22 protein-coding genes are annotated in these 22,922 nt (G+C 63.0%); 10 read left to right on the top strand and 12 right to left on the bottom strand.

Going from position 1 to position 22,922, the window contains the following annotated elements; all coding sequences use genetic code 11:
- Nucleotides 1-3 precede the first annotated feature (3 nt).
- Complete coding sequence (locus ACXZ1M_RS16145; RefSeq protein ID WP_459048683.1) at nt 4-915, bottom strand: Tim44 domain-containing protein; 912 nt, start codon at nt 913-915, stop codon at nt 4-6.
- 14 nt (nt 916-929) lie between these two features.
- Complete coding sequence (gene ubiE, locus ACXZ1M_RS16140) at nt 930-1,664, bottom strand: bifunctional demethylmenaquinone methyltransferase/2-methoxy-6-polyprenyl-1,4-benzoquinol methylase UbiE (RefSeq protein ID WP_459048682.1); 735 nt, start codon at nt 1,662-1,664, stop codon at nt 930-932.
- A 107-nt stretch (nt 1,665-1,771) separates the two neighbouring features.
- Here ubiE and ACXZ1M_RS16135 point away from each other — a divergent pair, with 107 nt between their 5' ends.
- Nucleotides 1,772-2,146 (top strand): lysozyme inhibitor LprI family protein, encoded by a 375-nt coding sequence (locus ACXZ1M_RS16135; RefSeq protein ID WP_459048681.1) that lies wholly within the window; start codon nt 1,772-1,774, stop codon nt 2,144-2,146.
- Here ACXZ1M_RS16135 and ACXZ1M_RS16130 read toward each other — a convergent pair whose 3' ends face one another.
- Genes ACXZ1M_RS16130 through ACXZ1M_RS16120 form a run of 3 tightly spaced genes read right to left on the bottom strand, consistent with a single transcriptional unit; the run spans nt 2,147 to nt 6,956 of the window.
- Nucleotides 2,147-3,448: an alpha/beta hydrolase family protein gene (locus tag ACXZ1M_RS16130; RefSeq protein ID WP_459048680.1), complete on the bottom strand. Its 1,302-nt coding sequence runs from the start codon at nt 3,446-3,448 to the stop codon at nt 2,147-2,149.
- An 8-nt stretch (nt 3,449-3,456) separates the two neighbouring features.
- A complete protein-coding gene (locus ACXZ1M_RS16125) occupies nt 3,457-4,722 on the bottom strand; it encodes an LLM class flavin-dependent oxidoreductase (RefSeq protein WP_459048679.1) in 1,266 nt (421 codons plus the stop codon).
- Complete coding sequence (locus tag ACXZ1M_RS16120; protein ID WP_459048678.1) at nt 4,722-6,956, bottom strand: TonB-dependent receptor; 2,235 nt, start codon at nt 6,954-6,956, stop codon at nt 4,722-4,724. The genes ACXZ1M_RS16125 and ACXZ1M_RS16120 overlap by 1 nt, the downstream gene beginning before the upstream one ends.
- A gap of 199 nt (nt 6,957-7,155) precedes the next feature.
- Between ACXZ1M_RS16120 and ACXZ1M_RS16115 the strand changes: the two genes are divergently transcribed.
- Nucleotides 7,156-8,208: a LacI family DNA-binding transcriptional regulator gene (locus tag ACXZ1M_RS16115; RefSeq protein WP_459048677.1), complete on the top strand. Its 1,053-nt coding sequence runs from the start codon at nt 7,156-7,158 to the stop codon at nt 8,206-8,208.
- A gap of 9 nt (nt 8,209-8,217) precedes the next feature.
- Complete coding sequence (locus ACXZ1M_RS16110; protein ID WP_459048676.1) at nt 8,218-9,123, top strand: sulfonate ABC transporter substrate-binding protein; 906 nt, start codon at nt 8,218-8,220, stop codon at nt 9,121-9,123.
- Nucleotides 9,124-9,163: 40 nt separating this feature from the next.
- On the opposite strand, the gene ACXZ1M_RS16105 is transcribed toward ACXZ1M_RS16110, so the two are convergent.
- The 4 genes from ACXZ1M_RS16105 to ACXZ1M_RS16090 form a co-directional block, all read right to left on the bottom strand.
- Nucleotides 9,164-9,613 (bottom strand): gamma-butyrobetaine hydroxylase family protein, encoded by a 450-nt coding sequence (locus ACXZ1M_RS16105; protein ID WP_459048675.1) that lies wholly within the window; start codon nt 9,611-9,613, stop codon nt 9,164-9,166.
- Entirely contained in the window at nt 9,610-10,041 is a 432-nt protein-coding gene (locus ACXZ1M_RS16100) for an HIT family protein (RefSeq protein WP_459048674.1), read from the bottom strand. Before ACXZ1M_RS16100 ends, ACXZ1M_RS16105 begins: the two co-directional genes overlap by 4 nt.
- Nucleotides 10,041-14,057 carry a DUF3683 domain-containing protein gene (locus tag ACXZ1M_RS16095; protein ID WP_459048673.1) on the bottom strand — a complete coding sequence of 1,339 codons (4,017 nt, stop codon included), beginning with the start codon at nt 14,055-14,057 and terminating at the stop codon, nt 10,041-10,043. Before ACXZ1M_RS16095 ends, ACXZ1M_RS16100 begins: the two co-directional genes overlap by 1 nt.
- A gap of 221 nt (nt 14,058-14,278) precedes the next feature.
- Nucleotides 14,279-14,770, bottom strand: a complete 492-nt coding sequence (locus tag ACXZ1M_RS16090) for a YqaA family protein (protein ID WP_459048672.1) — start codon at nt 14,768-14,770, stop codon at nt 14,279-14,281.
- A 165-nt stretch (nt 14,771-14,935) separates the two neighbouring features.
- Here ACXZ1M_RS16090 and ilvA point away from each other — a divergent pair, with 165 nt between their 5' ends.
- Entirely contained in the window at nt 14,936-16,471 is a 1,536-nt protein-coding gene (gene ilvA / locus ACXZ1M_RS16085) for a threonine ammonia-lyase, biosynthetic (protein ID WP_459048671.1), read from the top strand.
- Nucleotides 16,472-16,533: 62 nt separating this feature from the next.
- Entirely contained in the window at nt 16,534-17,367 is an 834-nt protein-coding gene (gene queF / locus ACXZ1M_RS16080; protein ID WP_459048670.1) for an NADPH-dependent 7-cyano-7-deazaguanine reductase QueF, read from the top strand.
- 14 nt (nt 17,368-17,381) lie between these two features.
- Here queF and ACXZ1M_RS16075 read toward each other — a convergent pair whose 3' ends face one another.
- Nucleotides 17,382-17,573, bottom strand: a complete 192-nt coding sequence (locus ACXZ1M_RS16075; RefSeq protein WP_459048669.1) for a hypothetical protein — start codon at nt 17,571-17,573, stop codon at nt 17,382-17,384.
- Nucleotides 17,574-17,687: 114 nt separating this feature from the next.
- On the opposite strand from ACXZ1M_RS16075, the gene ACXZ1M_RS16070 reads away from it, so the two are divergent.
- The 5 genes from ACXZ1M_RS16070 to ACXZ1M_RS16050 all read left to right on the top strand — a co-directional run bounded on the left by ACXZ1M_RS16070 (nt 17,688) and on the right by ACXZ1M_RS16050 (nt 20,803).
- A complete protein-coding gene (locus tag ACXZ1M_RS16070; RefSeq protein WP_373990215.1) occupies nt 17,688-18,170 on the top strand; it encodes a PTS sugar transporter subunit IIA in 483 nt (160 codons plus the stop codon).
- A 55-nt stretch (nt 18,171-18,225) separates the two neighbouring features.
- Entirely contained in the window at nt 18,226-19,161 is a 936-nt protein-coding gene (gene hprK / locus ACXZ1M_RS16065) for an HPr(Ser) kinase/phosphatase (protein WP_008444515.1), read from the top strand.
- A gap of 221 nt (nt 19,162-19,382) precedes the next feature.
- On the top strand, nt 19,383-20,243 hold the full coding sequence (gene rapZ / locus ACXZ1M_RS16060; RefSeq protein WP_459048668.1) for an RNase adapter RapZ: 861 nt from the start codon (nt 19,383-19,385) through the stop codon (nt 20,241-20,243).
- Nucleotides 20,244-20,292: 49 nt separating this feature from the next.
- The gene (locus tag ACXZ1M_RS16055; RefSeq protein WP_459048667.1) at nt 20,293-20,598 is read left to right on the top strand and encodes a type II toxin-antitoxin system RelE/ParE family toxin; all 306 of its coding nucleotides are present in this window, start codon (nt 20,293-20,295) and stop codon (nt 20,596-20,598) included.
- Complete coding sequence (locus ACXZ1M_RS16050) at nt 20,591-20,803, top strand: helix-turn-helix domain-containing transcriptional regulator (RefSeq protein WP_459048666.1); 213 nt, start codon at nt 20,591-20,593, stop codon at nt 20,801-20,803. The genes ACXZ1M_RS16055 and ACXZ1M_RS16050 overlap by 8 nt, the downstream gene beginning before the upstream one ends.
- A gap of 16 nt (nt 20,804-20,819) precedes the next feature.
- Here the strand turns inward: ACXZ1M_RS16050 and ACXZ1M_RS16045 are convergent, their stop codons facing one another.
- On the bottom strand, nt 20,820-21,899 hold the full coding sequence (locus ACXZ1M_RS16045; protein WP_459048665.1) for an enoyl-CoA hydratase/isomerase family protein: 1,080 nt from the start codon (nt 21,897-21,899) through the stop codon (nt 20,820-20,822).
- Nucleotides 21,900-21,909: 10 nt separating this feature from the next.
- Complete coding sequence (locus tag ACXZ1M_RS16040; RefSeq protein ID WP_459048664.1) at nt 21,910-22,833, bottom strand: alginate lyase family protein; 924 nt, start codon at nt 22,831-22,833, stop codon at nt 21,910-21,912.
- Nucleotides 22,834-22,922: the final 89 nt, after the last annotated feature.

Raw genomic sequence — 22,922 nt, 5'->3', positions numbered from 1 at the left:
TGCTTACGCCAGTTGCTGAATACCGCCCAGCAGCCAACCGCTCGCACCGTTGATCGGTTTCACCAGGTTCCACACCTCGTGGTACGGCTCGGCCAGCGCGTCCGGCGCAGGCTTGATCATGCCGGTGAACTTGACGCTCGCCAGGTACTCGGTGGCGCTGGTTTCAATCCCCAGCAACTCAGCGTCGATACTCACCACATCGGTGTAATCGGCCTGGGTGCGCTCGCTGATCTGCAGCTTCATCTCGGCAAACACTTCCGGGGTGGTGAATTCGCGGATATCGGCCACATCGCCTTTATCCCACGCCGCTTGCAGGCGAATGAAATTACTCTTCGCCACGCGCAGGAAGCTCACCGCGTCGAAATCGGCCGGCACGCCCCAAGGGGTGTGGGCGACAGGCGCAGCTTGCTGCACCGGCGCCGATTGCAGGCGCGAACCGATTTCCGGCGTGGCCGAACCACCTTGCGGCGGCATTGAATACACGTTCTGGTTACCGCCGAACGCAGCCGGCGCAGCGGCTGGCTGCGACTTGCTGCGGATCAGGCGGAAGATGAAGAACACCACGCCGGCCAGCAGGGCCAGCATGATGATCGAACCAATCGCGCCGCCCAATGCACCGCCGAGGCCGAAGTGCGAGAACAAGGCGCCCAGGCCCAAGCCCAGCAGCGCACCGCCGAGGATACCCTTCCACATGCTCGGCTTAGGCGCCGGTGCTTGCGGCGCATTCGGCGCCTGCGCAGGCGCGGCCTGGCGCGGTGCGGCTTGCGGCGCTTGCTGGGCTGGCATGCGGTTGACGTTCTGCGACTGGCGGCCGATCGAGCGTCCGCCGCCGGCAGGGCGCGCGGTCGCTTCGGCCAGCATCGACATGGCGGAGATGGCAATTACAGCGCCAATCAGGATTTTTTTCATGTTCATGGTAATTCCAGTCATTACATTTTGATACCGGTGTGTAAAGCGGCCACACCTGCCGTCAGGTTGTAATACGTTACGCGTTCCAGGCCCGCCTCTTCCATCATCGACTTCAGGGTGTCCTGGTCCGGATGCATGCGGATCGATTCGGCCAGATAGCGGTAGCTCTCGGCGTCGTTGGCGATCTTCTCGCCCATCCATGGCAAAATCTTGAACGAATAGACATCATACGGTTTTTGCAACGGCGCCGCCACCTTGGAGAACTCCAGCACCAGCAGCTTGCCGCCCGGCTTGAGCACGCGGTGCATTTCCTTCAGCGCCTGATCCTTGTGCGTCATGTTGCGCAGGCCGAAGGCCACGCTGACGCGGTCGAAATAATTGTCCGGGAACGGCAGCTTTTCGGCATCGCACAACAATGTGGGGGTCAACAGGCCGCGATTCAAGAGGCGATCGCGTCCCACGCGCAGCATCGATTCGTTGATGTCGGTCAGCCAGACCTCGCCGGTGGGGCCGGCCTGCTTGGCGAAGACCTTGGCCAGGTCGCCCGTGCCGCCGGCGATGTCCAGGCACTTGAAACCCGGGCGCACGGCCGCGTTGGCGATGGTGAAGGTCTTCCACAGGCGATGCAGGCCGGCCGACATGACGTCATTCATGATGTCGTACTTGGCGGCGACGGAATGGAAAACCTTGGCAACTTCGCGAACTTTATCTTCTTCCGCGACGGTCTTGTAACCGAAGTGAGTGGTATTGGTCATGGTATGCAGGCCTGTTAAGTTTGACCGCATTATACAAGCTGACAGCCTTGTAGGCCCTCAGGAAACATGGCAGACTTAACAACTCAACATCACTTGGGAGTGTCACAATGAAGAAAATCGTTGCAGCCCTGCTGTTCTGCGCCTCTGGCGCGGCCTTTGCCAATTCCGCCTGCGACGTGCCAAAAAATGACTTCGACGGCCTGTATTGCCTGAACAAGGTCTATCAGGAAGCCGACAAGGAACTGAACACCAATTACCAGGCCCTGAGCGGCAAGCTCGATGCTGGCGGCAAGAAGTCGCTGAAGGATGGGCAACTGGCCTGGATCAAGAATCGCAACGACACCTGCTCCAAGCGCGAAGGCAGCGCCTTCTACGTCAATCTGGATTGCGCTACAAATACCACCATCAAGCGCTCACAGTTTCTGCAGGACCGCGTGCGCGAGTGCAGTAGCGCCGGCTGCCAAAACAGCAAGCTGAATTAATCACTGCGCCGGCTGATGGCGCCACGTCAGCCCCAGCGCGGCGCGCTTTGAGAAACCCTTCCAATCGTCGTTCGCGTGCGGCGACAATTGCAGATAAGTTTGCAGCGGCTGCTTTTTCAGGTGCACGCCGAGGAAGGCGGTCACGAAGTGCTGGTTGATGTTGTTGATGCGGCGGCTGTCCCATACCGGCTCGGAATAGGACTGGAAATCGTCGGGATTGCTCCAGTGGGCCGGCGATGGCGGATTCGGCGCCGAGTTGTGGCGGCCGCCGACATAGGTCAGCAGTTGGCGGTCGGCGTTGACGGCGCCTTCGAACAGCTTGAGCACGCCGTCCTGGTAGCCAGCGACATCGTCCTGGTCGCCGGTGATGAACAGGGTTGGCGTGCGAACGCCGGCCAGTCCGGCGGCATCCCATACTTTTTGCTCACCGCCCCACGGCGCGAAGGCCACCACGGCCTTGATGCGCGGATCGCGCGCCGATTCGTATTGCTGGTTGCCCTGCTGGTTGACCGCCAGCTTACCGCCGGGGACAAACGCCGCCGCCGAGGCGCTGATGCCAGCGCCGACCGTGTTCAGCGCGCCGTAGCCGCCCATCGAATAGCCGACCAGCGCGACATTGTCCGCATTCACCACACCGGCCAGGAAGTGGCCGCTGCCCGGCTTCGACCACGCAGCCACAGTGTCCAGCACGAACAGGTCGTCCAGGCGGCGGTTCAGCAGCGTGCTAGGGAAGCCCGCCTTGTCGGCGCGCGTGGACTCGGGATGGTCGATGGCGACCACCACATAGCCTTTGGACGCGAGGTTCTCGGTGAGGTAGCTCATTTGCAGCCGCGAGCCCGGATAGCCGTGCGAGACGATCACCAGCGGATAGCGGATGCCGCCCGCCGCCGATGCCGAAGCACCGGCCTGCGCGGGCGCCGGCGCCGGCGGGAGCGGCATGGCATCGCGCGCGGCGCGGCCGTTGAACTGGAACGGCGTGTTGGGACGCTTGGCATCATTCGGGCCGGAGCCCAGGACATCGGTATAAACCGTATGCTCCGTTTGCCCCGCCGCCAGCCGCGCCGGATACCACACCTCCAGCGTCAGCTTGCGCGTGTAGCGTGGATTGGGCGTACCTGCGCTGGCCTTCAGGATATCGAGTTGGTCCTTGTGCTCGGCGACCAGCGTGCGCACGCCCACTTGCAGCGGACCGCGCGCAGCCAGCTCCGGCGCATCCGGACGCGCATCGCCAAAGTATTCCTGCGCGCCCCCCAACGGCGCTGCGGCCAGCGCCGCAACCAGTACCAACATCCTGCCGAACATGCCTTCTCCTATAAACCCAAATGCCCACGCAAAGTGCCGCCCTCGTAGGCGGTGCGGAACAAGCCGCGCCGCTGCAGTTCGGGTATCACCAGCATGAGGAAATCATCCAATCCGCCCGGCAGCGCCGGCGCCATGAAGTTGAAGCCGTCCGCCGCGCCCTGTTCAAACCACTGCTGCATCTGATCCGCCACCACCTCCGCCGTGCCGACCACAGTGAAGTGACCGCGTCCGCCGGCGATGCGTTCGTACAGCTGGCGTATCGTCAAATTCTCGCCCTGCGCCAGATCGGTCAGCAACTGCTGGCGGCTACGCTGGCCGTCCTCGGTCTGCGGCAGCTCCGGCAGCGGACCATCGAGCGGATAGGCCGACAGATCGAAGTTGCCGATCATGCGGCCCAGCAGCGCCAGGCCAGCCTTCGGTTCGATCAGCGCCTGCAACTCGGCGAACTTCGCATCGGCTTCCGCCTGCGTGCGGCCGACCACCGCGAATAATCCCGGCATGATTTTCACCGAATCCCGGCTGCGGCCTTTCGCCGCCACGCGATCCTTGATATCGCGGTAAAAGGCCTGCGCCTTGGCCAGCGTGGGCTGGGCGGTGAACACCACCTCCGCCGTGCCGGCCGCCAGATCACGCCCGGTCTCGGAACCGCCGGCCTGCACCACCACCGGCCGCCCCTGCGGACTGCGCACCACGTTCAACGGACCCGCCACGCCGAAATGCTCGCCGCGATGATTCAGCTTGTGCAGCTTGGCCGGATCGTATGGCTGTGAACCGCCTTTATCGTCCAGCAGCGCATCGGGGTCCCAACTATTCCACAGTCCTGTGACAACTTGATGAAATTCCCGCGCCCGCGCATAGCGGTCGGCGTGGGCCACGTGCTGCTTGCGGCCGAAGTTGGCCGCTTCCGCCGCGTTGTCGGACGTGACCAGGTTCCACCCTGCCCGTCCGTCCGACAACAGATCCAGCGACGCGAACTGCCGCGCCACCGTGTACGGCTCGTTGTAGGTGGTGGTGGCGGTGCCGATCAAGCCGATATGTTCGGTCGATGCGGCCAGCGCCGACAGCAGCGTCAAAGGCTCCAGCGACGGCGCACCGGTCAGCGCCACGCTGTCGGCAAAGAACACCGCGTCCAGGCAGGCACGCTCCGCCGCGCGTACCTGCTCGCGGAATACCTTGAAAGGATTCGACAGCAGGTCCGTCTCCGGATGCCGCCACGCCGCAACGTGGTGGCCGTAACGCATCATGAATGCGGCGATACTCAACTTGCGCGACATCAGAACTCCTTGCGCGCGGTGATGCCGAAGTAGCGCTCGTCGTCACGCGGCACGCCACGCGTGACATAGCCGGTCGAGGTGACCAGGTTGGTGGCGTAGGACTTGTTCGCCAGGTTCTTGCCCACCAGCGCCACGCGCCAGCCGCCCACCGGCGATGACAGCGCCACGCCGGCGTTGATCACGCCATACGCGCCCTGGATCGCATCGACCGACTGGAACAGGTCGTACTGGGTCTTGGCCTGCCAGCTGTAGTCGGCCGACAGGTCGACGATCAAGCCGCTCTCCAGCGGCAGCGCGTAATTGGCGCGGGTGAAGGACTTCCACTTCGGCGAGAACGGCAGCGGCTTGCCATTCAGGTTGCACGACGCGGCGGCGGCCGGCGGGCAGTTGAAGCTGTCGATGGTGGCGTCGGTGTAGGCCAGCGATGCGCTCAAGGTCAGCGCGCGCGTTGGACGGGCGTTCAGGTCCAGCTCCACGCCCTTGGTCGATACATCACCGGCGTTGATCAGGCGCGTCACGACGGCGCCGGCCACGGTGTCATAAAAATTGGCCTGGTAGTTGGCGTACTTGGTGTTGAACACGGCCAGGTTGGCGGTCAGCTTGCGGTCGAAGGCGCTGGCTTTCAGGCCCAGTTCAAACGAATCGGAGGTTTCCGGTTTCAGCGCCAGCGTGTCGCGGCTCAGCATGTTGAAGAAGACGTTGTAGGCCGGTCCCTTGTAGCCGCGCGAATAGGTGGCGTAGGCGTTCACGTCACGCGAGATGTCGTACTGCAGGCCCACGCGGCCCGAGAATCCATCCTCGCTGGTGGAGCCGGCATTCTGCACCGCAGGTTGCACGCCGGGGAAGGCCACGGTCTGGGTCGAGGTGCGCGCGTGGTCGTAGAACAGCTCGTCCTTGGTCCAGCGCGCGCCGGCGATGGCGCGCCATACCGGCGAGAAGTTCAGCGTGCTCTCGCCGAACAGCGAGTAGCTGTCGCTCTTGACGCCATAATCTGCGCGGCCGGAGTTGATGGCCGCGCCGTTGTTGACGATGCGCTGGTAGGTCTCGCGGTCCTTGCCGTGCAAGTGGAAGGCGCCGGCCACGTACTCGGCAAACTCGCCCTTCGGTGAAGCCAGGCGCAGCTCCTGCGAGACCTGACTGAATTCCACCGTGCCGATGTCGCGCGTGGCCGGGAAGGCCGCCGTGATGCGCGCCACTTCCGCCGCGTTGCCGATGGCCGAGGTGCTGGTGTACTGGGTGTTGTCCCAGTCGCGCACCGCCGTGATGGACGTCAGCGTGTAGCCGTTGAAACGGTAGTCCACCTGCGCCGACAGGCCCTTGTTCTTGTCGCGGATATCGCTTGGAATGTCGGCGTTGACCTGGCGGTTCTCCGGCCCGGCGACCACCGGCGCGATGCCGGCGTTGAAGGCGGGAGCGGTCGATTTGTAGGCAGTGAAGCTCGGTGATGCTTTCGAGCGCACGTAGTCGGCAATCAGCGCGATATCCAGATCCTTGTTCGGCGTTATGTCGACGCGGGTGCGCACGCCTTTGCGGTCGTAGCCGTTCAGCTTGCCGCCGCCGGTGTGCACGTTATCGATATTGCCGTTGAAGTCCGCATACAGGCCGGTGACGGAGGCGCTCACCACGCCCGGCTGAATCGCGCCGGACACGCCGGCGCGCACGCGCTTTTCATTGCCCTCGTACCAGGACGCATCGACGAAGCCCGTGGTCTGCTCGGACGATTTGCGGCCGATCACATTCAGCACGCCGGACGATGCATTCTTGCCGAACAGCGTGCCCTGCGGGCCGCGCAGGATTTCAATGTGTTCGATGTCCAGCAGGTCCAGCGTGGCCTGGCCGGGACGCGCGTACACCACGCCGTCGATCACAGTCGACACGGTCGGCTCCACGCCCGGCGACGTGGAAATGGTACCGATACCGCGCACGAAGATGGTCGTGTCCTTGTTGCCGCCCTGCTGGCGGAAGGTCACGCTCGGCACTTCCTGCACGATGGTGTCGATGCTGGTGCGGTTGGCCTGGGTCAGCGCATCGCCATCGAGCACCGATACCGCCACCGGCACCGACTGCAGCGAAGCGTTGCGGCGCGTGGCGCTGACCGTCACGCTGGGCACGGAGGCGCTGTCGTCGCGGTCCTTGATGGGCGTTGCATCGCTCTCCTCCGCGCCCGCATATGCCGTTGACACCAGCAAAGCGCCGATGGTCAGCGCGCCAAAAATTTTCTTATTGCTCTTCATGCTGTCCCTTGATTTGAAAGCGCCCTTTGCGCCATATACGGAAAACCTGCTTTGATCGGCGAAGAACCAGCTTAGTGTGCGAGAAGTGGTTCGCTACAATAAAAGTGGTACCGGTACCCTTTTTTTAGTGTCGCGGCGGGCTGGATTGAAGTCAAAGAATTAAAAAAATCATCGATATGTTATTTCGGAATAAGCGCAAATGAGCGAACCAACAGCACCAAGAAAACGACGTGGCTCGGGCCGCGCCACCATCCACGATGTGGCGCGGCTGGCGGAGGTCGGGTCGATCACCGTGTCGCGCTACTTCACCGAGCCGGGACGCGTGGCGGCCGCGCGCAGTGCGCGCATCGCGGCGGCTGTGAAGGAGTTGGGCTATGTGCCCAACCTGGCGGCAAGCGGCCTGGCGTCCGCACATGGACGTGTGGTGGGCATGGTGATCCCCAACATCTCCGGGCCGATCTTCGCCAACACCATCCAGACCTTCAGCGACACCTTGAACCACCACGGCTACCAGTTGCTGCTGGCCTCCAGCTACTTCTCGGCCAAGCAGGAGGAGAACGCGGTGCGCGCCTTCCTCGGCTGGAAGCCGGCCGCGCTGGCGTTGGTGGGCCGCTTCCACAACCGCGCCACAGAGAAGCTGCTGTCCACGGCCGGCATTCCTGTGGTCGAAACCTGGGACTACCAGCCGCGCCGCAAGCCGATACAGGTCGGCTACTCCAACAACGCGGTGGGCGAGCAGGCGGCGCGCTACTTGTACGCCAAGGGCTACCGCCGCATCGCGTTTGTGCAAAACAGCCTGAAAGGCGACTTGAGCGCAGTGGACCGCAGCGACGGTTACGCGGCGGTGATGCGAGAGCATGGCCTGGAGCCGATCATTTACGCGCCCACGGCGGAAGCGCCGTTCGACGCCGGCAAGCAGGCGATTGAAGCGTTGGCCTTGTCGCCGGCGCGGCGCGCGCGGCCGGCCGAAGCCATCATCTTCGCCAACGACAATCTGGCGGCGGGCGCTTTGCTGGCAGGCCAACGGGCCGGCCTGAAGATCCCGCAGCAATGCGCGATCGTGGGCTTTGGCGACTACGCGTTTTCGCCGCTGCTGTTGCCCAGCCTGACCACCATTCGCCCGCCGGGACGCGAAATCGGCGAGATCGCCGCGCTGCGCATATTGGAACAACTGGGCGTGCTGCCCGCATCGACACAGGACTCGCGTCTGAACCTGCTGGCCTGCGAATTGATAGAGCGCGAAAGCGCATAAGGACTCATGATGAAAAAATGGATTTACATACTGTTCGCGCTTCCGCTGCTGTCGCAGGCGGCGGAGATCAAGATCGGCTTTCAGAAAAGCGCCGGCTTGCTGAGCATGATGAAGACGCAAGGCCTGTCTTTGCCTGGCCATACGATCAAGTGGATCGAATTCCCAGCGGGCCCGCAGATGCTGGAGGCGCTCAACGCCGGCAGCATCGATTTCGGCAGCACGGGCGCACCGCCGCCGGTGTTTGCGCAGGCGGGCGGCGTGGACTTGCTGTACGTGGGCGCGGAGCCGGCGCCGGTGAACAGCGAAGCGCTGTTCGTGCCCAAGGATTCACCGGTGCGCACGGTGGCCGATTTGAAGGGCAAACGGGTGGCGTTCCAGAAGGGTTCCGGCTCGCACTTCCTGCTCGCTTCCGCGTTGCAGAAGGCCGGCTTGAAGTTCAGCGACATCACGCCGATTTATTTATCGCCGTCCGATGCGCGGGCGGCGTTTGTCAGCGGCGGCATCGATGCGTGGGTGGTGTGGGATCCCTACTTCGCCTCGGCGCAGAAGGCCTATCAGGTGCGCGTACTGAGCGACTACACCGGACTGCCGCAAGCCAACGGCTTCTACCTCGCCTCGCGCAAATTCGTGGAGCAGTCGCCGCAACTGGTATCGAGCTTGCTGGAGCAGGTGCGGCTGACCGGACAGTGGGCCAGCGCGCATCAAAAAGAAGTGAGCGCCCTGCTAGCGCAGCAGACCGGCGTACCGACGGACATCATCGCCACCTGGATGCAACGCACGCACTTCGGCGCCACGCCGGTTACGCCGGACATCGCCGCCAACCAGCAGCGCGTGGCTGACCTGTTCTATCAGCAAAAACTGATCCCCAAAGCCGTCAACATCGCCAGCCGTGTCTGGACCTGGCAACCGAAGTAGAGGTTTGTATGTGATGCGCGATCAGGTGACGCCGTGAGGCTTAGTGCTTGCAGCCGCCGCTGCCGCAACCGCCACCACCGTGCTGATGCGCGGTCGATGGGCCGGTGAGCGAGACGCCGGCTTCGCGGCCACTGTCGCCTTCGAAGCCGGAGGCGTGCAGGCGGTCCATATAGGTCGCCCACAGCACATCTTTCTGGCTGCCCAGCTTGTACAGGTATTCCCAGGTGAAGATGCCGGTGTTGTGGCCATCCGAGAACGTCGGCTGCACCGCGTAGTTGCCGACCGGTTCAATGCCGGCAATGCCCACTTCGCGCTTGCCGACCTGCAGCACTTCCTGCCCCGGGCCATGTCCCATCACCTCCGCCGACGGCGAATACACGCGCAGCAGTTCGAACGGAATCGAAAACGATTGGCCATCATTGAATTCCACATCCAACACCTTGGATTTGTTGTGGACCGTCAGGCCGGTTGGGACAGGTTTGCTGCTCATAATGCTTTCACTTTCTCGACGATGGCTGCGTGCAATGCCGGCAACAGCGCGCTGCGCTCCGCCAACACCTCCGCCGACGAAGCACGCTGAGCCGTCGCCCAGGTCGGGTTCGGGAAGTGCGCATCGTCGCGGTAACGCGGGATAACGTGCCAATGCACGTGCGGCGTCATATTACCAAAACTGGCCAGATTGATTTTTTCCGGCGCCATCACCTCGCGCTGGGCCGACTCCACTGCCCACACCACGTCCATCACGCGCACGCGCTCGGCCGGCGATAGATCGGTCATTTCCTTGACGTGCGCATTCCACACCACGCGCGTAAAGCCCGGGTATTCTGCCTCGTCCACGGCGACCACCGACACGCGGTCATCGCCCCAGATCAACGCCGCTCCCGGAGCAGCGAGCAAGTTGCACAGATCGCAGGCCATTACACCAGCACCCGCTCGATGCCGCCTTCATTGGCGCGCTGCACATACTCCGGCATCCAGTTCTCGCCCAGCAGATGCTTGGCGATCTCCACCACGATGTAATCGGCGGTGGTGCCGGCATCTTCGCTGTAGCGCGACACGCCGCCCAGGCAGGCCGGGCAGCTGGTCAGGATCTTCACTTCGCCGTCGAAGCCGTCGGCGCGCAGCTTGTCCGCGCCCTTGATGACTTCCTCTTCCTTGCGGAAGCGCACCTGCGTCGAAATGTCCGGGCGCGCCACCATCAGCGTGCCCGAATCGCCGCAGCAGCGGTCGTTCTTCTCGATCTTGACGTTGTCGTGCGTCTGGATCAGCGAGTTGACGGTCTTGGTCGCTTCCTGCATCTTCATCGGCGTGTGGCACGGCTCGTGGTACATATAGCGCGTGCCGGTCACGCCTTCCAGCTTGACCTGTTTCTCGTTCAGGTACTCATGGATGTCCATGATGCGGCAGCCAGGGAAGATCTTGTCGAACTCATAGGTCGCCAGCTGGTCGTAGCAGGTACCGCAGGAAACCAGCACGGTCTTGATGTCCAGATAGTTGAGCGTATTCGCCATGCGATGGAACAGCACGCGATTGTCCGTCATCATCTTGTCGGCCTTGTCGTACTGGCCGGCGCCGCGTTGCGGATAACCGCAGCACAGATAGCCCGGCGGCAGCACGGTCTGCACGCCCACTTCCCACAGCATGGCCTGGGTCGCCAGACCAACCTGCGAGAACAAACGCTCCGAACCGCAGCCCGGGAAGTAGAACACCGCTTCCGTATCGGCCGTGGTCGTCTTCGGATTGCGGATGATAGGGATGACCTTGTCGTCCTCGATATCCAGCAGCGCGCGCGCGGTTTTCTTCGGCAGGTTGCCCGGCATCTTCTTGTTGATGAAGTGGATCACCTGCTCGCGCACCTTCGGCTTGCCCACGCTTGGCGGTGGCGCCTTGGTCTGCTTCTTGGCGAACTTCTTCAGCAAGTCATTGCCCAGGCGCTGCGCCTTGTAGCCGAGACCGACCATCGCCGCGCGGGTGGCGTTGATGGTGGCCGGGTCGGTGGCGTTCAGGTAAAACATGGCCGCCGCCTTGCCCGGATTGAAGGAGCGCTTATCCATCTTGCGCAGCAGGTTGCGCATATTCATCGACACGTCGCCGAAGTCGATGTTGACCGGACAGGGAGTCACGCACTTGTGACAGACGGTGCAGTGATCGGCCACGTCCTCGAATTCTTCCCAATGCTTGATCGAGATGCCACGACGGGTCTGCTCTTCGTACAGGAAGGCTTCGATCAGCGACGAGGTCGCCAGGATCTTGTCGCGCGGCGAGTACAGCAGATTGGCGCGCGGCACGTGGGTCGAGCACACCGGTTTGCACTTGCCGCAGCGCAGGCAGTCCTTGACGCTGTTGGCGATCTCGCCGATATCGCTCTGCTGCATGATCAGCGATTCGTGGCCCATCAGGCCGAACGACGGCGTGTAGGCGTTGCGCAAGTCGGCTTCCATGCCGTCCAGGTTCAGCAGCTTGCCCTTGTTGAAGCGGCCTTCCGGATCGACGCGCAGCTTGTATTCGCGGAACGGGCCGATTTCATCCTCGTTCAGGAACTCCAGCTTGGTGATGCCGATGCCGTGCTCGCCCGAGATCACGCCGTTCAGCGAACGGGCCAAGGTCATGATGCGCGCCACGGCCTTGTGCGCCAGTTGCAGCATCTCGTAGTGATCCGAGTTGACCGGCAAGTTGGTGTGCACGTTGCCGTCGCCGGCGTGCATGTGCAGCGCCACGAACACGCGGCCGCGCAGCACGCGCTTGTGGATGGCGGTCGCTTCGTCCAGGATCAGCTTGTAGGCGGCGCCGTTGAAGATCTGACGCAGCTGGGCGCGGATTTCCTGTTTCCAGGTGACGCGGATGGTACGGTCCTGCACCACGTCGAACAGGGTGGCGTCCGGCTGGGTTTTCAAGCGTTCTTCAAACACCGGCAGCAGGCGGTCCAGGCCCTGCTCGGCCAGTTGCGCGGTGATCGACACCAGCGGCTTGTCCAACTCGGCCAGCAGATAGGTCCAGCGCGCATGCACTTGCGCCAGCAGCGCTTCGGCCTGTTGCTGGCGGTCGCCCAGCATTTCGGCGTCGCCCACGCTGTCGTCGGCATCGTCGCTCTTGCCGATCGGCAGATTGCCGGCGGCGAAGAAGGCCTGCAGCTCATCCACCAGTTGCAGCTTGTTCTTGATCGACAGTTCGATGTTGATGCGCTCGATGCCGTCGGTGTACTCGCCCATGCGGTTCAGCGGAATCACCACGTCTTCGTTGATCTTGAAGGCGTTGGTGTGCTTGGCGATGGCGGCGGTACGGGCGCGGTCCAGCCAGAATTTCTTGCGCGTTTCCGGGCTGACGGCGACAAATCCCTCGCCCACGCGGGTGTTGGCGATGCGCACCACTTCCGAGGCGGCTTGCGCCACGGCGTTTTCATCGTCGCCGACGATGTCGCCGAACAACGCCATCTTCGGCAGCACGCCGCGTTTCGATTTGGTGGCGTAGCCGACCGCACGCAGATAGCGCTCGTCCAGGTGCTCCAGGCCGGCCAGGCGCAGCGAGGCGAACTGCTCGCCCTTGGCCGGCAAGCCGTCCAGGTAATCCTTGATTTCCACGATCGATGGAATCGCATCGCGCGCCTGGCCGAAGAACTCCAGGCAGACGGTGCGGGTGAACTTCGGCATCTTGTGCAGAATCCAGCGGCCCGACGTGATCAGGCCGTCGCAGCCCTCTTTCTGGATGCCCGGCAGGCCGGACAGAAACTTGTCGGTCACGTCCTTGCCCAGGCCTTCCTTGCGGAACTTGCGGCCTTCGATTTCTAGGATCTCGGTCTTGAATGGCGCACCCTTCGACTCGCCCTTGGCGGTCGGATGGGTCCATTCCAGCTTGAAGCGGGCCAGCGGCGTGTCGTGGATCTTGGACAGGTTGTGGTCCAGGCGCGTGACTTCCAGCCAGTCGCCCTGCGGATCGACCATGCGCCACGAGGCCAGGTTGTCCAGCGCCGTGCCCCACAGCACGGCCTTCTTGCCGCCCGCATTCATGGCGATATTGCCGCCGATGCAGGAAGCGTGGGCCGAGGTCGGGTCGACCGCGAACACGAAGCCGGCCTTCTCGGCCGCTTCGGAGACTTTATTGGTGATGACGCCGGCGCCGGTGTAGATGGTCGCGTATTCGCGGTCCAGGCCCGGCAGCACTTTCATCTCCACCGCGCCCATGTTCAGCAGCTTCTCGGTGTTGATGACGGCCGACATCGGCGTCAGCGGAATGGCGCCGCCGGTGTAGCCGGTGCCGCCGCCGCGCGGGATGATGGTCAGCCCCAGTTCGATACAGCCCTTGACCAAGCCGGCCATTTCTTCTTCCGTATCCGGGGTCAGCACCACGAACGGATACTCGACGCGCCAGTCGGTGGCGTCGGTCACGTGCGAGATGCGCTTCATGCCGTCGAAGCAGACGTTGTGCTTGTCGGTGTAGCGGCCGAGGATCTTGGTGGTGCGCTTGCGCAGATCGTAGACCTGCTTGAATTCTTCGCCGAAGTCGGCCACGGCCTTGCTGGCGGCACGCAGCAGCTTGGCCACGTTGGCGCTGCGCAGGCGCGCGGCTTCATCGGTTTCGGCGCCGCTGTCGTCCACCGTCAGGCGGCGCTTGTCCACCTCGGCCAGGCGGTGGTGCAGCGCGTTGATCAGTTCCTGGCGGCGTTTCGGGTTATCCAGCAGGTCGTCCTGCAGATAGGGATTGCGGCGCACGGCCCAGATATCGCCCAGCACTTCATACAGCATGCGCGCCGAACGGCCGGTCTGGCGGGCGCCGCGCAGCACGTCGAGCAAACTCCACGATTCCTCGCCCAGCAGCCGGATGACGATCTCGCGATCGGAAAACGACGTGTAGTTATAAGGAATTTCCCGCAGGCGCGTGGCCTCCGGACCGTGAGGCGTTTCCGCCAGCAGAGCTTGAATTTGTGCAGGGGCGTTCATTATGCAGGGACTTTAGACAGACACCGGGAGGGTCATTCTAGCCTATTGCGGCGCACCACGCGGGAACAGCCTTAGGCCGCCGAGGGACTCTACCGGAACGCAAAACCAAGCGGATATTCGAAAATACTGGCGTTCAGCGGCAATATCCTGCGCAACGGCCGGGCCAAATTGAATTAAATTTATGCATAAGCTTATGCGGCAATAGTATCACTTGCACCAAATTAGCTCATCAACTGCCCGATACGGCGCCACACGCCGTCCGGCACGTACAACAGCAGCGAGGTCATGGTGAGGTAGCGCAGGAACTTTCCGATCGCCATATAGCCAAGGCTGGGCCAGAACGGCAGCTTGAGCCAGCCGCCCAGCGTGCACAGCGGATCGCCCACGCCCGGCAGCCAGGCCAGCAGCATGGTCTTGGCGCCGTAGCGCTCCAGCCAGTGGAACCAGCGGCTCTTGCGCTCCTTGGAAAAGCTCTGCTTGGCCTGCCAGCCGATGTAGTAGTCGATGGCGCCGCCCAGCGTGTTGCCGATGGTGGCGACAAAGATGGCGCTCCAGAACATGGCCGGGTTGGCCTTGATGACGGCAAACACCGCCGGTTCAGAGCCCAACGGCACCAAGGTGGCCGAAACCAGGGCGATGACGAAGACCGACGTCAGGCCCACCGCAGGCGCGGCCAGCACCAGCAGCAGCCAGCTAATTGCGGATTCGATCATCGTTAAGTGCGCGGGATAGGAAAGCAGCCATTATAATGATTCCCACACCGCACGATTGAACAGTCCGATCCCGGCCCACCCGCCAGGATCTGCGCCCCTGCTCCACCCGGTCACCCGCCGGATAGTTAGCATCGAAGCCCCTCCGAACCACTTTGCTTGCATACCATGACCACCGACTATCTGAAGAAAATCCTGACCGCCCGCGTCTACGACGTGGCTGATGAAACCCCGCTGGAACTCGCGCCGACCCTGTCGCAGCGTTTCGAGAACCGAATTTATTTCAAGCGCGAGGACATGCAGAGCGTGTTCAGCTTCAAGATTCGCGGCGCCTATAACAAGATGGCCCACTTGAGCGACGCGCAACGCAAGCGCGGCGTGATTTGCGCCTCGGCCGGCAACCACGCCCAGGGCGTGGCGCTGTCGGCGGCCAAGCTCGGCTGCCGCGCCCTGATCGTCATGCCGACCACCACGCCGCAGGTCAAGATCGACGCGGTCAAGGCGCGCGGCGGCGCCGACGTCGAAGTGGTGCTGCACGGCGAGTCCTACACCGACGCCTACAACCACGCCCTGACCCTGGAAAAGGAACAGGCGCTGACCTTCGTCCACCCGTTCGATGATCCGGACGTCATCGCCGGCCAGGGCACCATCGGCATGGAAATCCTGCGCCAGCATTCCGGCCCGATCCACGCCATCTTCGTCGCCATCGGCGGCGGCGGCCTGATCTCCGGGGTGGCTGCCTACGTCAAGGCGATCCGCCCCGACATCAAGATCATCGGCGTGCAGACCTTCGATTCCGACGCCATGGCGCGCAGCATCAAGGCCGGCGAACGCGTGACGCTGACCGATGTCGGCCTGTTCTCGGACGGCACCGCCGTGCGCCTGGTGGGCGAGGAAACCTTCCGCCTGACGCAGCAGTACGTCGATGACATCATCATCGTCGATACCGACGCCATCAGCGCCGCCATCAAGGATGTCTTCACCGACACCCGCAGCATCCTGGAACCGGCCGGCGCACTGGCCATCGCCGGCGCCAAGGCCTATGTCGAGCGCGCCGCGCTGACCAAGGACCCGATCAAGAACGAAACCCTGATCACCATCGCCTGCGGCGCCAATATGAACTTCGACCGCCTGCGTTTCGTGGCCGAACGCGCCGAGCTGGGCGAAGCGCGCGAAGCGCTGTTCGCGGTGACCTTGCCGGAGCAGCGCGGCAGCTTCAAGCGCCTGTGCCAGCTGGTGGGCGGACGCAACGTCACCGAGTTCACCTACCGCATCAGCGACAAGGACGACGCCCACGTGTTCTGCGGCGTGCAGATCGCCGACCGCAACGAGTCCGGCGCGTTGACCCGCCGCTTCGAGGAACACGGCTTCAAGGCGCTCGACCTGACCCACGACGAACTGGCCAAGACCCACTTGCGCCACCTGGTGGGCGGCAAGAGCGTGCTGGCCGACAACGAGCTGCTGTACCGCTTCGAGTTCCCCGAGCGTCCGGGCGCGCTGATGCGCTTCCTCGATTCGATGGCGCCGAACTGGAATATCTCGCTGTGCCACTACCGTAGCCAGGGCGGCGACGTCGGCCGCATCGTGATCGGCCTGCAAGTGCCGCCGGAAGAAATGGGCGACTTCGCCCAGTTCCTGGCGACGCTGGGTTACCGTTACTGGGATGAAAGCCAGAATCCGGTCTACAAACTGTTCCTGGGCTAATCCGGGCAGGACGGCATGGTTTTGCGTTACCATGCCGTCCTTCACTGCATTTCATTACCGCCATGACCAATTCCGCCGACCAGTCCCCGCTGGGGAAAACCTCCGCCTACCGCACCGATTACGCGCCGGAGCTGCTGTTCCCGATTCCGCGCCAGGGCAAGCGCGACGAGCTGGGCTTGTCGGGCACCATGCCCTTCTTCGGCGTCGATATCTGGAACGCTTATGAGATTTCATGGCTGAACCAGCGCGGCAAGCCGCAGGTCGCGATCGCCCGCATCACCTTCCCGGCCGACAGCCCGAACATCATCGAGTCCAAGTCCTTCAAGCTGTACCTGAACTCCTTCAACCAGACCCGCCTCGACAGCGTGGTGGCCCTGAAGGCGCTGCTGCAGCAGGACTTGTCGGCCGCCGCCGGCGCCAACGTCCACATCATCCTCACCCAGCCGGAGGAGTTCGGCATGGTCGAGATGGGAGAACTGGACGGCCTGCTGCTGGACCGCCTGGACATCGAGGTCGACCACTACAGCCCGTCGCCGGAACTCCTGAAAGCCGCGCTGGACGAAGAGCCGGTGGAAGAAAAGCTGCTGTCGCACCTGCTCAAGTCGAACTGCCTGGTCACCGGCCAGCCAGACTGGGCCAGCGTGCAGATCCATTACAGCGGCCCGCAGATCGACCAGGAAAGCCTGCTGCGCTACCTGATCGGCTTCCGCGAGCACAACGAATTCCACGAGCAGTGCGTCGAACGCATCTTTGTCGACATCCTGCGCCAGTGCCAGCCCCAGCAACTGGCCGTGTACGCGCGCTACACCCGCCGTGGCGGACTCGACATCAACCCTTGGCGCAGCAACTTCAGCACAGCACAAAAACCGGCCAACCTGCGTGGCGCACGTCAATAACTGTAATGATTTTTTCAATCAAAGCGCGAAAAAAAGGGCGTATCATAGGTAGGCAAACGTGGTGTCTCACGTTCCACGGCCAGCCCGGCCGCTAAACGCGTAAAAAAACGGAAAAACGGCCCGGTTTCCAAGCAAATACCGGTGTTTTCGACGAATACGGTGCGGAAATAGCGATTCCTTTCTAGAATGCATTTTTGGTAGCGCATCGTCCAACGCCAATACAACGGTGGCAGAGCGATTTCATGTTACACGGCGCAGAAACAAGCCTATAATTCTGCTCGCGTGCCACCCTTGTGCGTTGCAACATTTGACGTCGTACTATGAACAACCTTAGCAAAATACTCTCTCTGGAAAATGTGCAGCTGGACCTGGAAGTTTCCAGTAAAAAGCGCGCATTCGAGCAAGCAGGACTGATCTTCGAAAACAACTGCGGCATCGCCCGCTCCACCGTCTCGGACAACCTGTTCGCGCGCGAGCGCCTCGGTTCGACCGGACTGGGGCATGGTGTCGCCGTGCCGCACGGCCGCATCAAGGGCATGAAGAGCCTGAAATCGCCGCTGGCGGCCTTCGTGCGCCTGGCCGAGCCGATCCCGTTCGAGTCGCCGGACGGCAAGCCGGTCAATCTGCTGTTCTTCCTCCTGATTCCTGATCACGTCACCCAGCAGCACCTGGAGATCCTGTCCGAAATCGCCGAGATGTTCTCCGACGACGCCTTCCGCACCGCGTTGAGCACGGACCCGGAACCGAAATCGGTGCATTCGCGCATCATCAACTGGCAGCCCAGCCTCCAAGCCGCTGGCTGACGTCGGACAATAGGTTAAACTAAGGACAGTTCAACCTATTCGATAAAGACGCCCCATGCTGCAAACGCCGCTGACGATACAAAGACTGTACGACGATAATCGCGAAAGTTTGCAGCTCGGCTGGTTCGCCGGCTTCCCCGGCGGCGAGCGCCTGATTTCCGGCGACGTCGCCTCGGCCGCCGACCAGGTCGGCCACTTGAACACCATCCACCCGGGCCGCATCCAGGTCTTCGGGCATCAGGAAATCAACTACTACCAGCGCCTCAAGTCGCTCACGCGCGCCCACGTCATCGGCGAGCTGATCGCGGGCGGCCCGCCGGCGCTGATCATCGCCCAAGGCCTGGAAACGCCGCCCGACATCCTCGCCATCTGCGACGAAAAGAACATCCCGCTGTTTTCCACGCCGCTGCCGGCGGCGCAGGTGATCGACTTCCTGCGCGTCTACCTGTCCAAGAAGCTGGCGCAACGCATCATCATGCACGGCGTGTTCATGGACGTGCTGGGCGTGGGCGTGCTGATCACCGGCGACTCCGGCCTCGGCAAGAGCGAGCTGGGCCTGGAACTGATTTCGCGCTCGCATGGCCTGGTGGCCGATGATGCAGTGGAATTCTCGCGCATCGCGCCGAACATGATCGAGGGCCGCTGCCCGGCGCTGCTGCAGAATCTGCTGGAAGTGCGCGGCCTGGGCCTGCTCGACATCAAGGCCATCTTCGGCGAGACGGCGGTGCGCCGCAAAATGCGCCTGAAGCTGATCGTGCACCTGGTGCGCCGTGGCGCCGCCGATGAGGAAGTGGAACGCCTGCCGTTCCAGTTCCCGACCGAGGACGTGCTGGGCCTGCCGATCCGCAAAGTGGTGATCCCGGTGGCGGCCGGCCGCAACATCGCGGTGCTGCTGGAAGCCGCAGTGCGCAACACCATCCTGCAACTGCGCGGCATCGACACACTGCAGGAATTCATGGAGCGCCAGAGACAAGCAATGAGTGGCGACTAGGAGATGCGCCTTGCAAGGCGCATCCGTTCCGCAGGCGCGGAGCTGCGCTCCACGAAGTCCCTGCTGCACCGCCAGAGACAAGCAATGAGTGGCGACTAGGAGATGCGCCTTGCAAGGCGCATCCGTTCCGCAGGCGCGGAGCTGCGCTCCACGAAGTCCCTGCTGCACCGCCAACGACAAGCCATGAGCGGCGACTAACGCGCGATGGTATGATCTCCACTATGCGCATCGTACTTATCACTGGTATCTCCGGCTCCGGCAAATCCGTCGCACTGAATGTCCTCGAAGATTCGGGGCACTACTGTGTGGACAACCTGCCGCCCGCCCTGCTTTCCAGCCTGGTCAAGACCCTGACGGAGGAAGGCCTGCAGGCTTTGGCGGTGGCGGTCGACGCCCGCAGCGCCGAGTCGCTGGCCTCGCTGCCGGCCGACGTGCACCGCCTGCGCGCCGAGGGGCACGACGTCAAGGTGATGTTCCTCACGGCCAACACCCACTCGCTGGTGGCACGCTTCTCGGAAACGCGGCGCAGCCATCCGCTGTCGCACGAACTGCGGCCTGGCCAAAACCCGGCGGCGCGACGCACGCTGATCGAATGCATCCTGGAAGAGCGCGAGCGCCTCTCGGCCATCGAAAACCTCGGCCACGTGATCGACACCTCCGAGCTCAGCGCCAACAAGCTGCGTTGCTGGGTCAAGGACCTGGTGATGACCGAGCATGCGCCGCTGACCTTGTTCTTCGAATCGTTCGCCTTCAAGCTCGGCGTGCCGATGGACGCGGACTTCGTGTTCGACGTGCGGGCGCTGCCGAATCCCTACTACGACCTGACCCTGCGTCCGCTGACGGGCCGCGATGCGCCGGTGATCGACTTCCTCGACGCCCAGGCCAGCGCCGGCGAAATGCTGAACGACATCCGCGCCTTCGTGGAGAAATGGCTGCCGTCCTTCAAGGGCGACAACCGCAGCTACCTGACGGTGGCGTTGGGCTGCACCGGCGGCCAGCACCGCTCGGTCTATATGGCCGAAAAACTCGCCGCCTACTTCAGCCCCAACGAACGCGTCGTCCTGCGCCACCGCGAGCAGTAAGCAAGATCTCTGTCAAACCACGCCGTAGCGGCTAAACTACGATTGTGGGATGACAGAGATCATCCAATCCAAGACGTTCAGCAAATGGCTGGCCAAACTGCGTGACTTGCAATCCAAGGCCGTGATCGTCGACCGTATCGTGCGTTTGCAATGTGGTGATGCGGGAGACAGCAAATCAGTAGGTGATGGCATCAGCGAAATGCGTATCCATTCGGGCCCCGGTTACCGCATCTATTATCTTCAAGAAGGAATGGCTATCATCGTTTTACTCTGCGCTGGGGACAAGAGCTCTCAAGCGAGAGATATTCGCCAAGTTGAACGAATGGCCCGCAAGTGGAGGTTAGATCATGGCTGAAAAGTTTATTCCTTTTGATCCTGCAGAAGCCCTGGATAGCAAAGAAGTAATCGAAATTTTCTTGGCAAAAGCACTTGAGTCAGGCGACGACAACTACATTGCCCTCGCCCGCAGTATCGCCGCACGCGCGAAAAAAATACACCAATTGACAGAGCCGATAGAGTTAGCACCCGAAACTCTTCGCAAGGCACCCCAAGCCTCTTAGTTCAAGCTACTTACCTTCAAGCCAAGTGCCCTAGCGGATGGGCGTAGGCCGGCCAGACTGGTTGGAACATGGCTTGCACCATTTCTTCCGTGACGGCTTCCAGTGTGGCGGGTTGCCACTGTGGCGCGTTGTCCTTGTCGATGACCAGCGCGCGCACGCCTTCGATGACCTCACCATTTTCAAAGTTGCGGCGCACCAGTGCGCGCTCCATGCGCAGGCAGTCCGCCACGTCGAGCGCCGCGCCGCGCTGGATCAGTTCGTGGGTGACGCACATCATCAAGGGCGAACGGGTAGCCATCAGTTCCAGCGTTTTGGCGGCGAAGGCGCTGCCGTCGGTCTTCAGCGAGGCGACGATGGCGGCTACCGAGCCGGCGCTGAAGTGGCGGTCGATGGCGTCGCGCTCGGCGGCCAATGCGCTGTCGCCGGCGTGGTGCGCGGCGGCGTAGCCAGACAGCGCGCGCGGCAACTCGGCGCCCGGCGTGGCGGCCAGCAGCGCGTCGAGCGCCGCGCGGTCCGCCAGCGGCGCGTAGTGGTCGGCCAGGCCGGCATACAGCGCGTCGGCGGCGTTGATGGTGACCCCGGTGACACCCAGGTAGTAGCCCAGCGCACCCGGTGCGCGCGGCAGGAAATAACTGCCGCCCACGTCCGGGAACAGGCCGATGTTCACTTCCGGCATAGCCATCTTGGTCTTGTCGGTGACGATGCGCACGCGCGCACCAGGCCCCGCCTGCGCGATGCCCATGCCGCCGCCCATCACCACGCCGTCCATCAGCGCGATATAGGGCTTGGGATAGAAATGCACCAGATGGTTGAGCGCGTACTCCTCGGTGAAGAAATCCTCCACCAGCGCGCTGCCGGCCTGCGGCGAGGCGCGGCCTGCGTCGTAGAAGAAGCGGATATCGCCGCCGGCGCAGAAGGCCTTCTCGCTGCCGCTACGGATGACCACGGCGGCCACCGCCGCGTCATCACGCCAAGCCAGCAGCGCCTGCGTAATCGCCCGCACCATGTCCAGCGACAGGGAGTTGAGGGCCTTGGGCCGGTCCAGGACGATCAGGCCGGTGCCGTTGCTAATGCTGGTGTGGATGTATTCGCTCATGCCTCCAATTCTACTTCAGATGCTCCAGCGGATTGGGCACGTCCAGCGAACCGCCCATGCGCGGTTGCCACAACGCCTTGCCGGCCGGCGGCGGCGCCTTGCCCTGGTGACGGTTGTAAATCGTGGTGACCTCGCGGCTGCCCACCGGCTCCTGCTCGAAGCCGGTGCGTTTGGCGATGCCGGACGGATCGGCCGATGCCGCCGCCGTGAACGCCACCAGCTGATCCAGCCGCGCATCGCGCACGTCCAGGATGGAGGCGATGAACACCAGCGGCGTGGCCGCATACACCTGATAGTGCAGCGCCTTGACACCGCGCGCCATCTCGGCCGGCAGCGAACCGTCCGCCTCCATCTGGCCCAGCGCATGCTCGATCACCTTGCGGCCCCAGTGCAGGTAACGCGTGTCGCCGGTCACGCCGCCCACCGCCGTCACGGCCAGCCCTTCCCAGTAATAGTGATTGTTGCGCACACCCGTCTTGGCGTCCGAGTGCGCCATGGTGGCGTCGGCCAGCTGCTTGAACCAGCCCTCGATCTGCGCGCGCTGTGCCGGCGTGGCGTGCTGCTTGATGCGCGCATAGTTGAGCGCCATGCCGCTCAAGGTCCACTTGCGCACGTAATAGGCCTGCTCGCTCGACATCGTGCCCAGCATGGCTTTCTGGCCGGCCCAATCGGCCAGCCAGGTCAACGCGCAGGCGGCATCGTCGCGCGTGCCGGCGTTGGCGTCACGCGCCACCTGCGACAGGAAATCCTCGATCGGTTTGGTGTTGGCGATGTTGCGCGCCCGCAGCACGGGATCGACCACCGAATGGTTCTTGTCCGAGTAGTAGCTGTTGGCGTCGATGTCGCTGCGCGCCGGCGGCGGCGCCTCGCAGGCGTGGGCCAGATTCGATGTCAATGCCAGTGCCAGTGCCGCTGCGGTACACAATGATTTCATGGAACTCCCAATGCAAGTTAAACGTTTAACTTCACGATTGCAAAAAAGGGCGCCCTCTTGCGCCCTTCGTTTGGTGTGCCGGGGCCGTT

This window comes from Duganella paludis, assembly GCF_054461335.1.
Note: the sequence above shows the minus strand (reverse complement) of the source record. Positions and strands in the feature narration are given on the sequence as shown.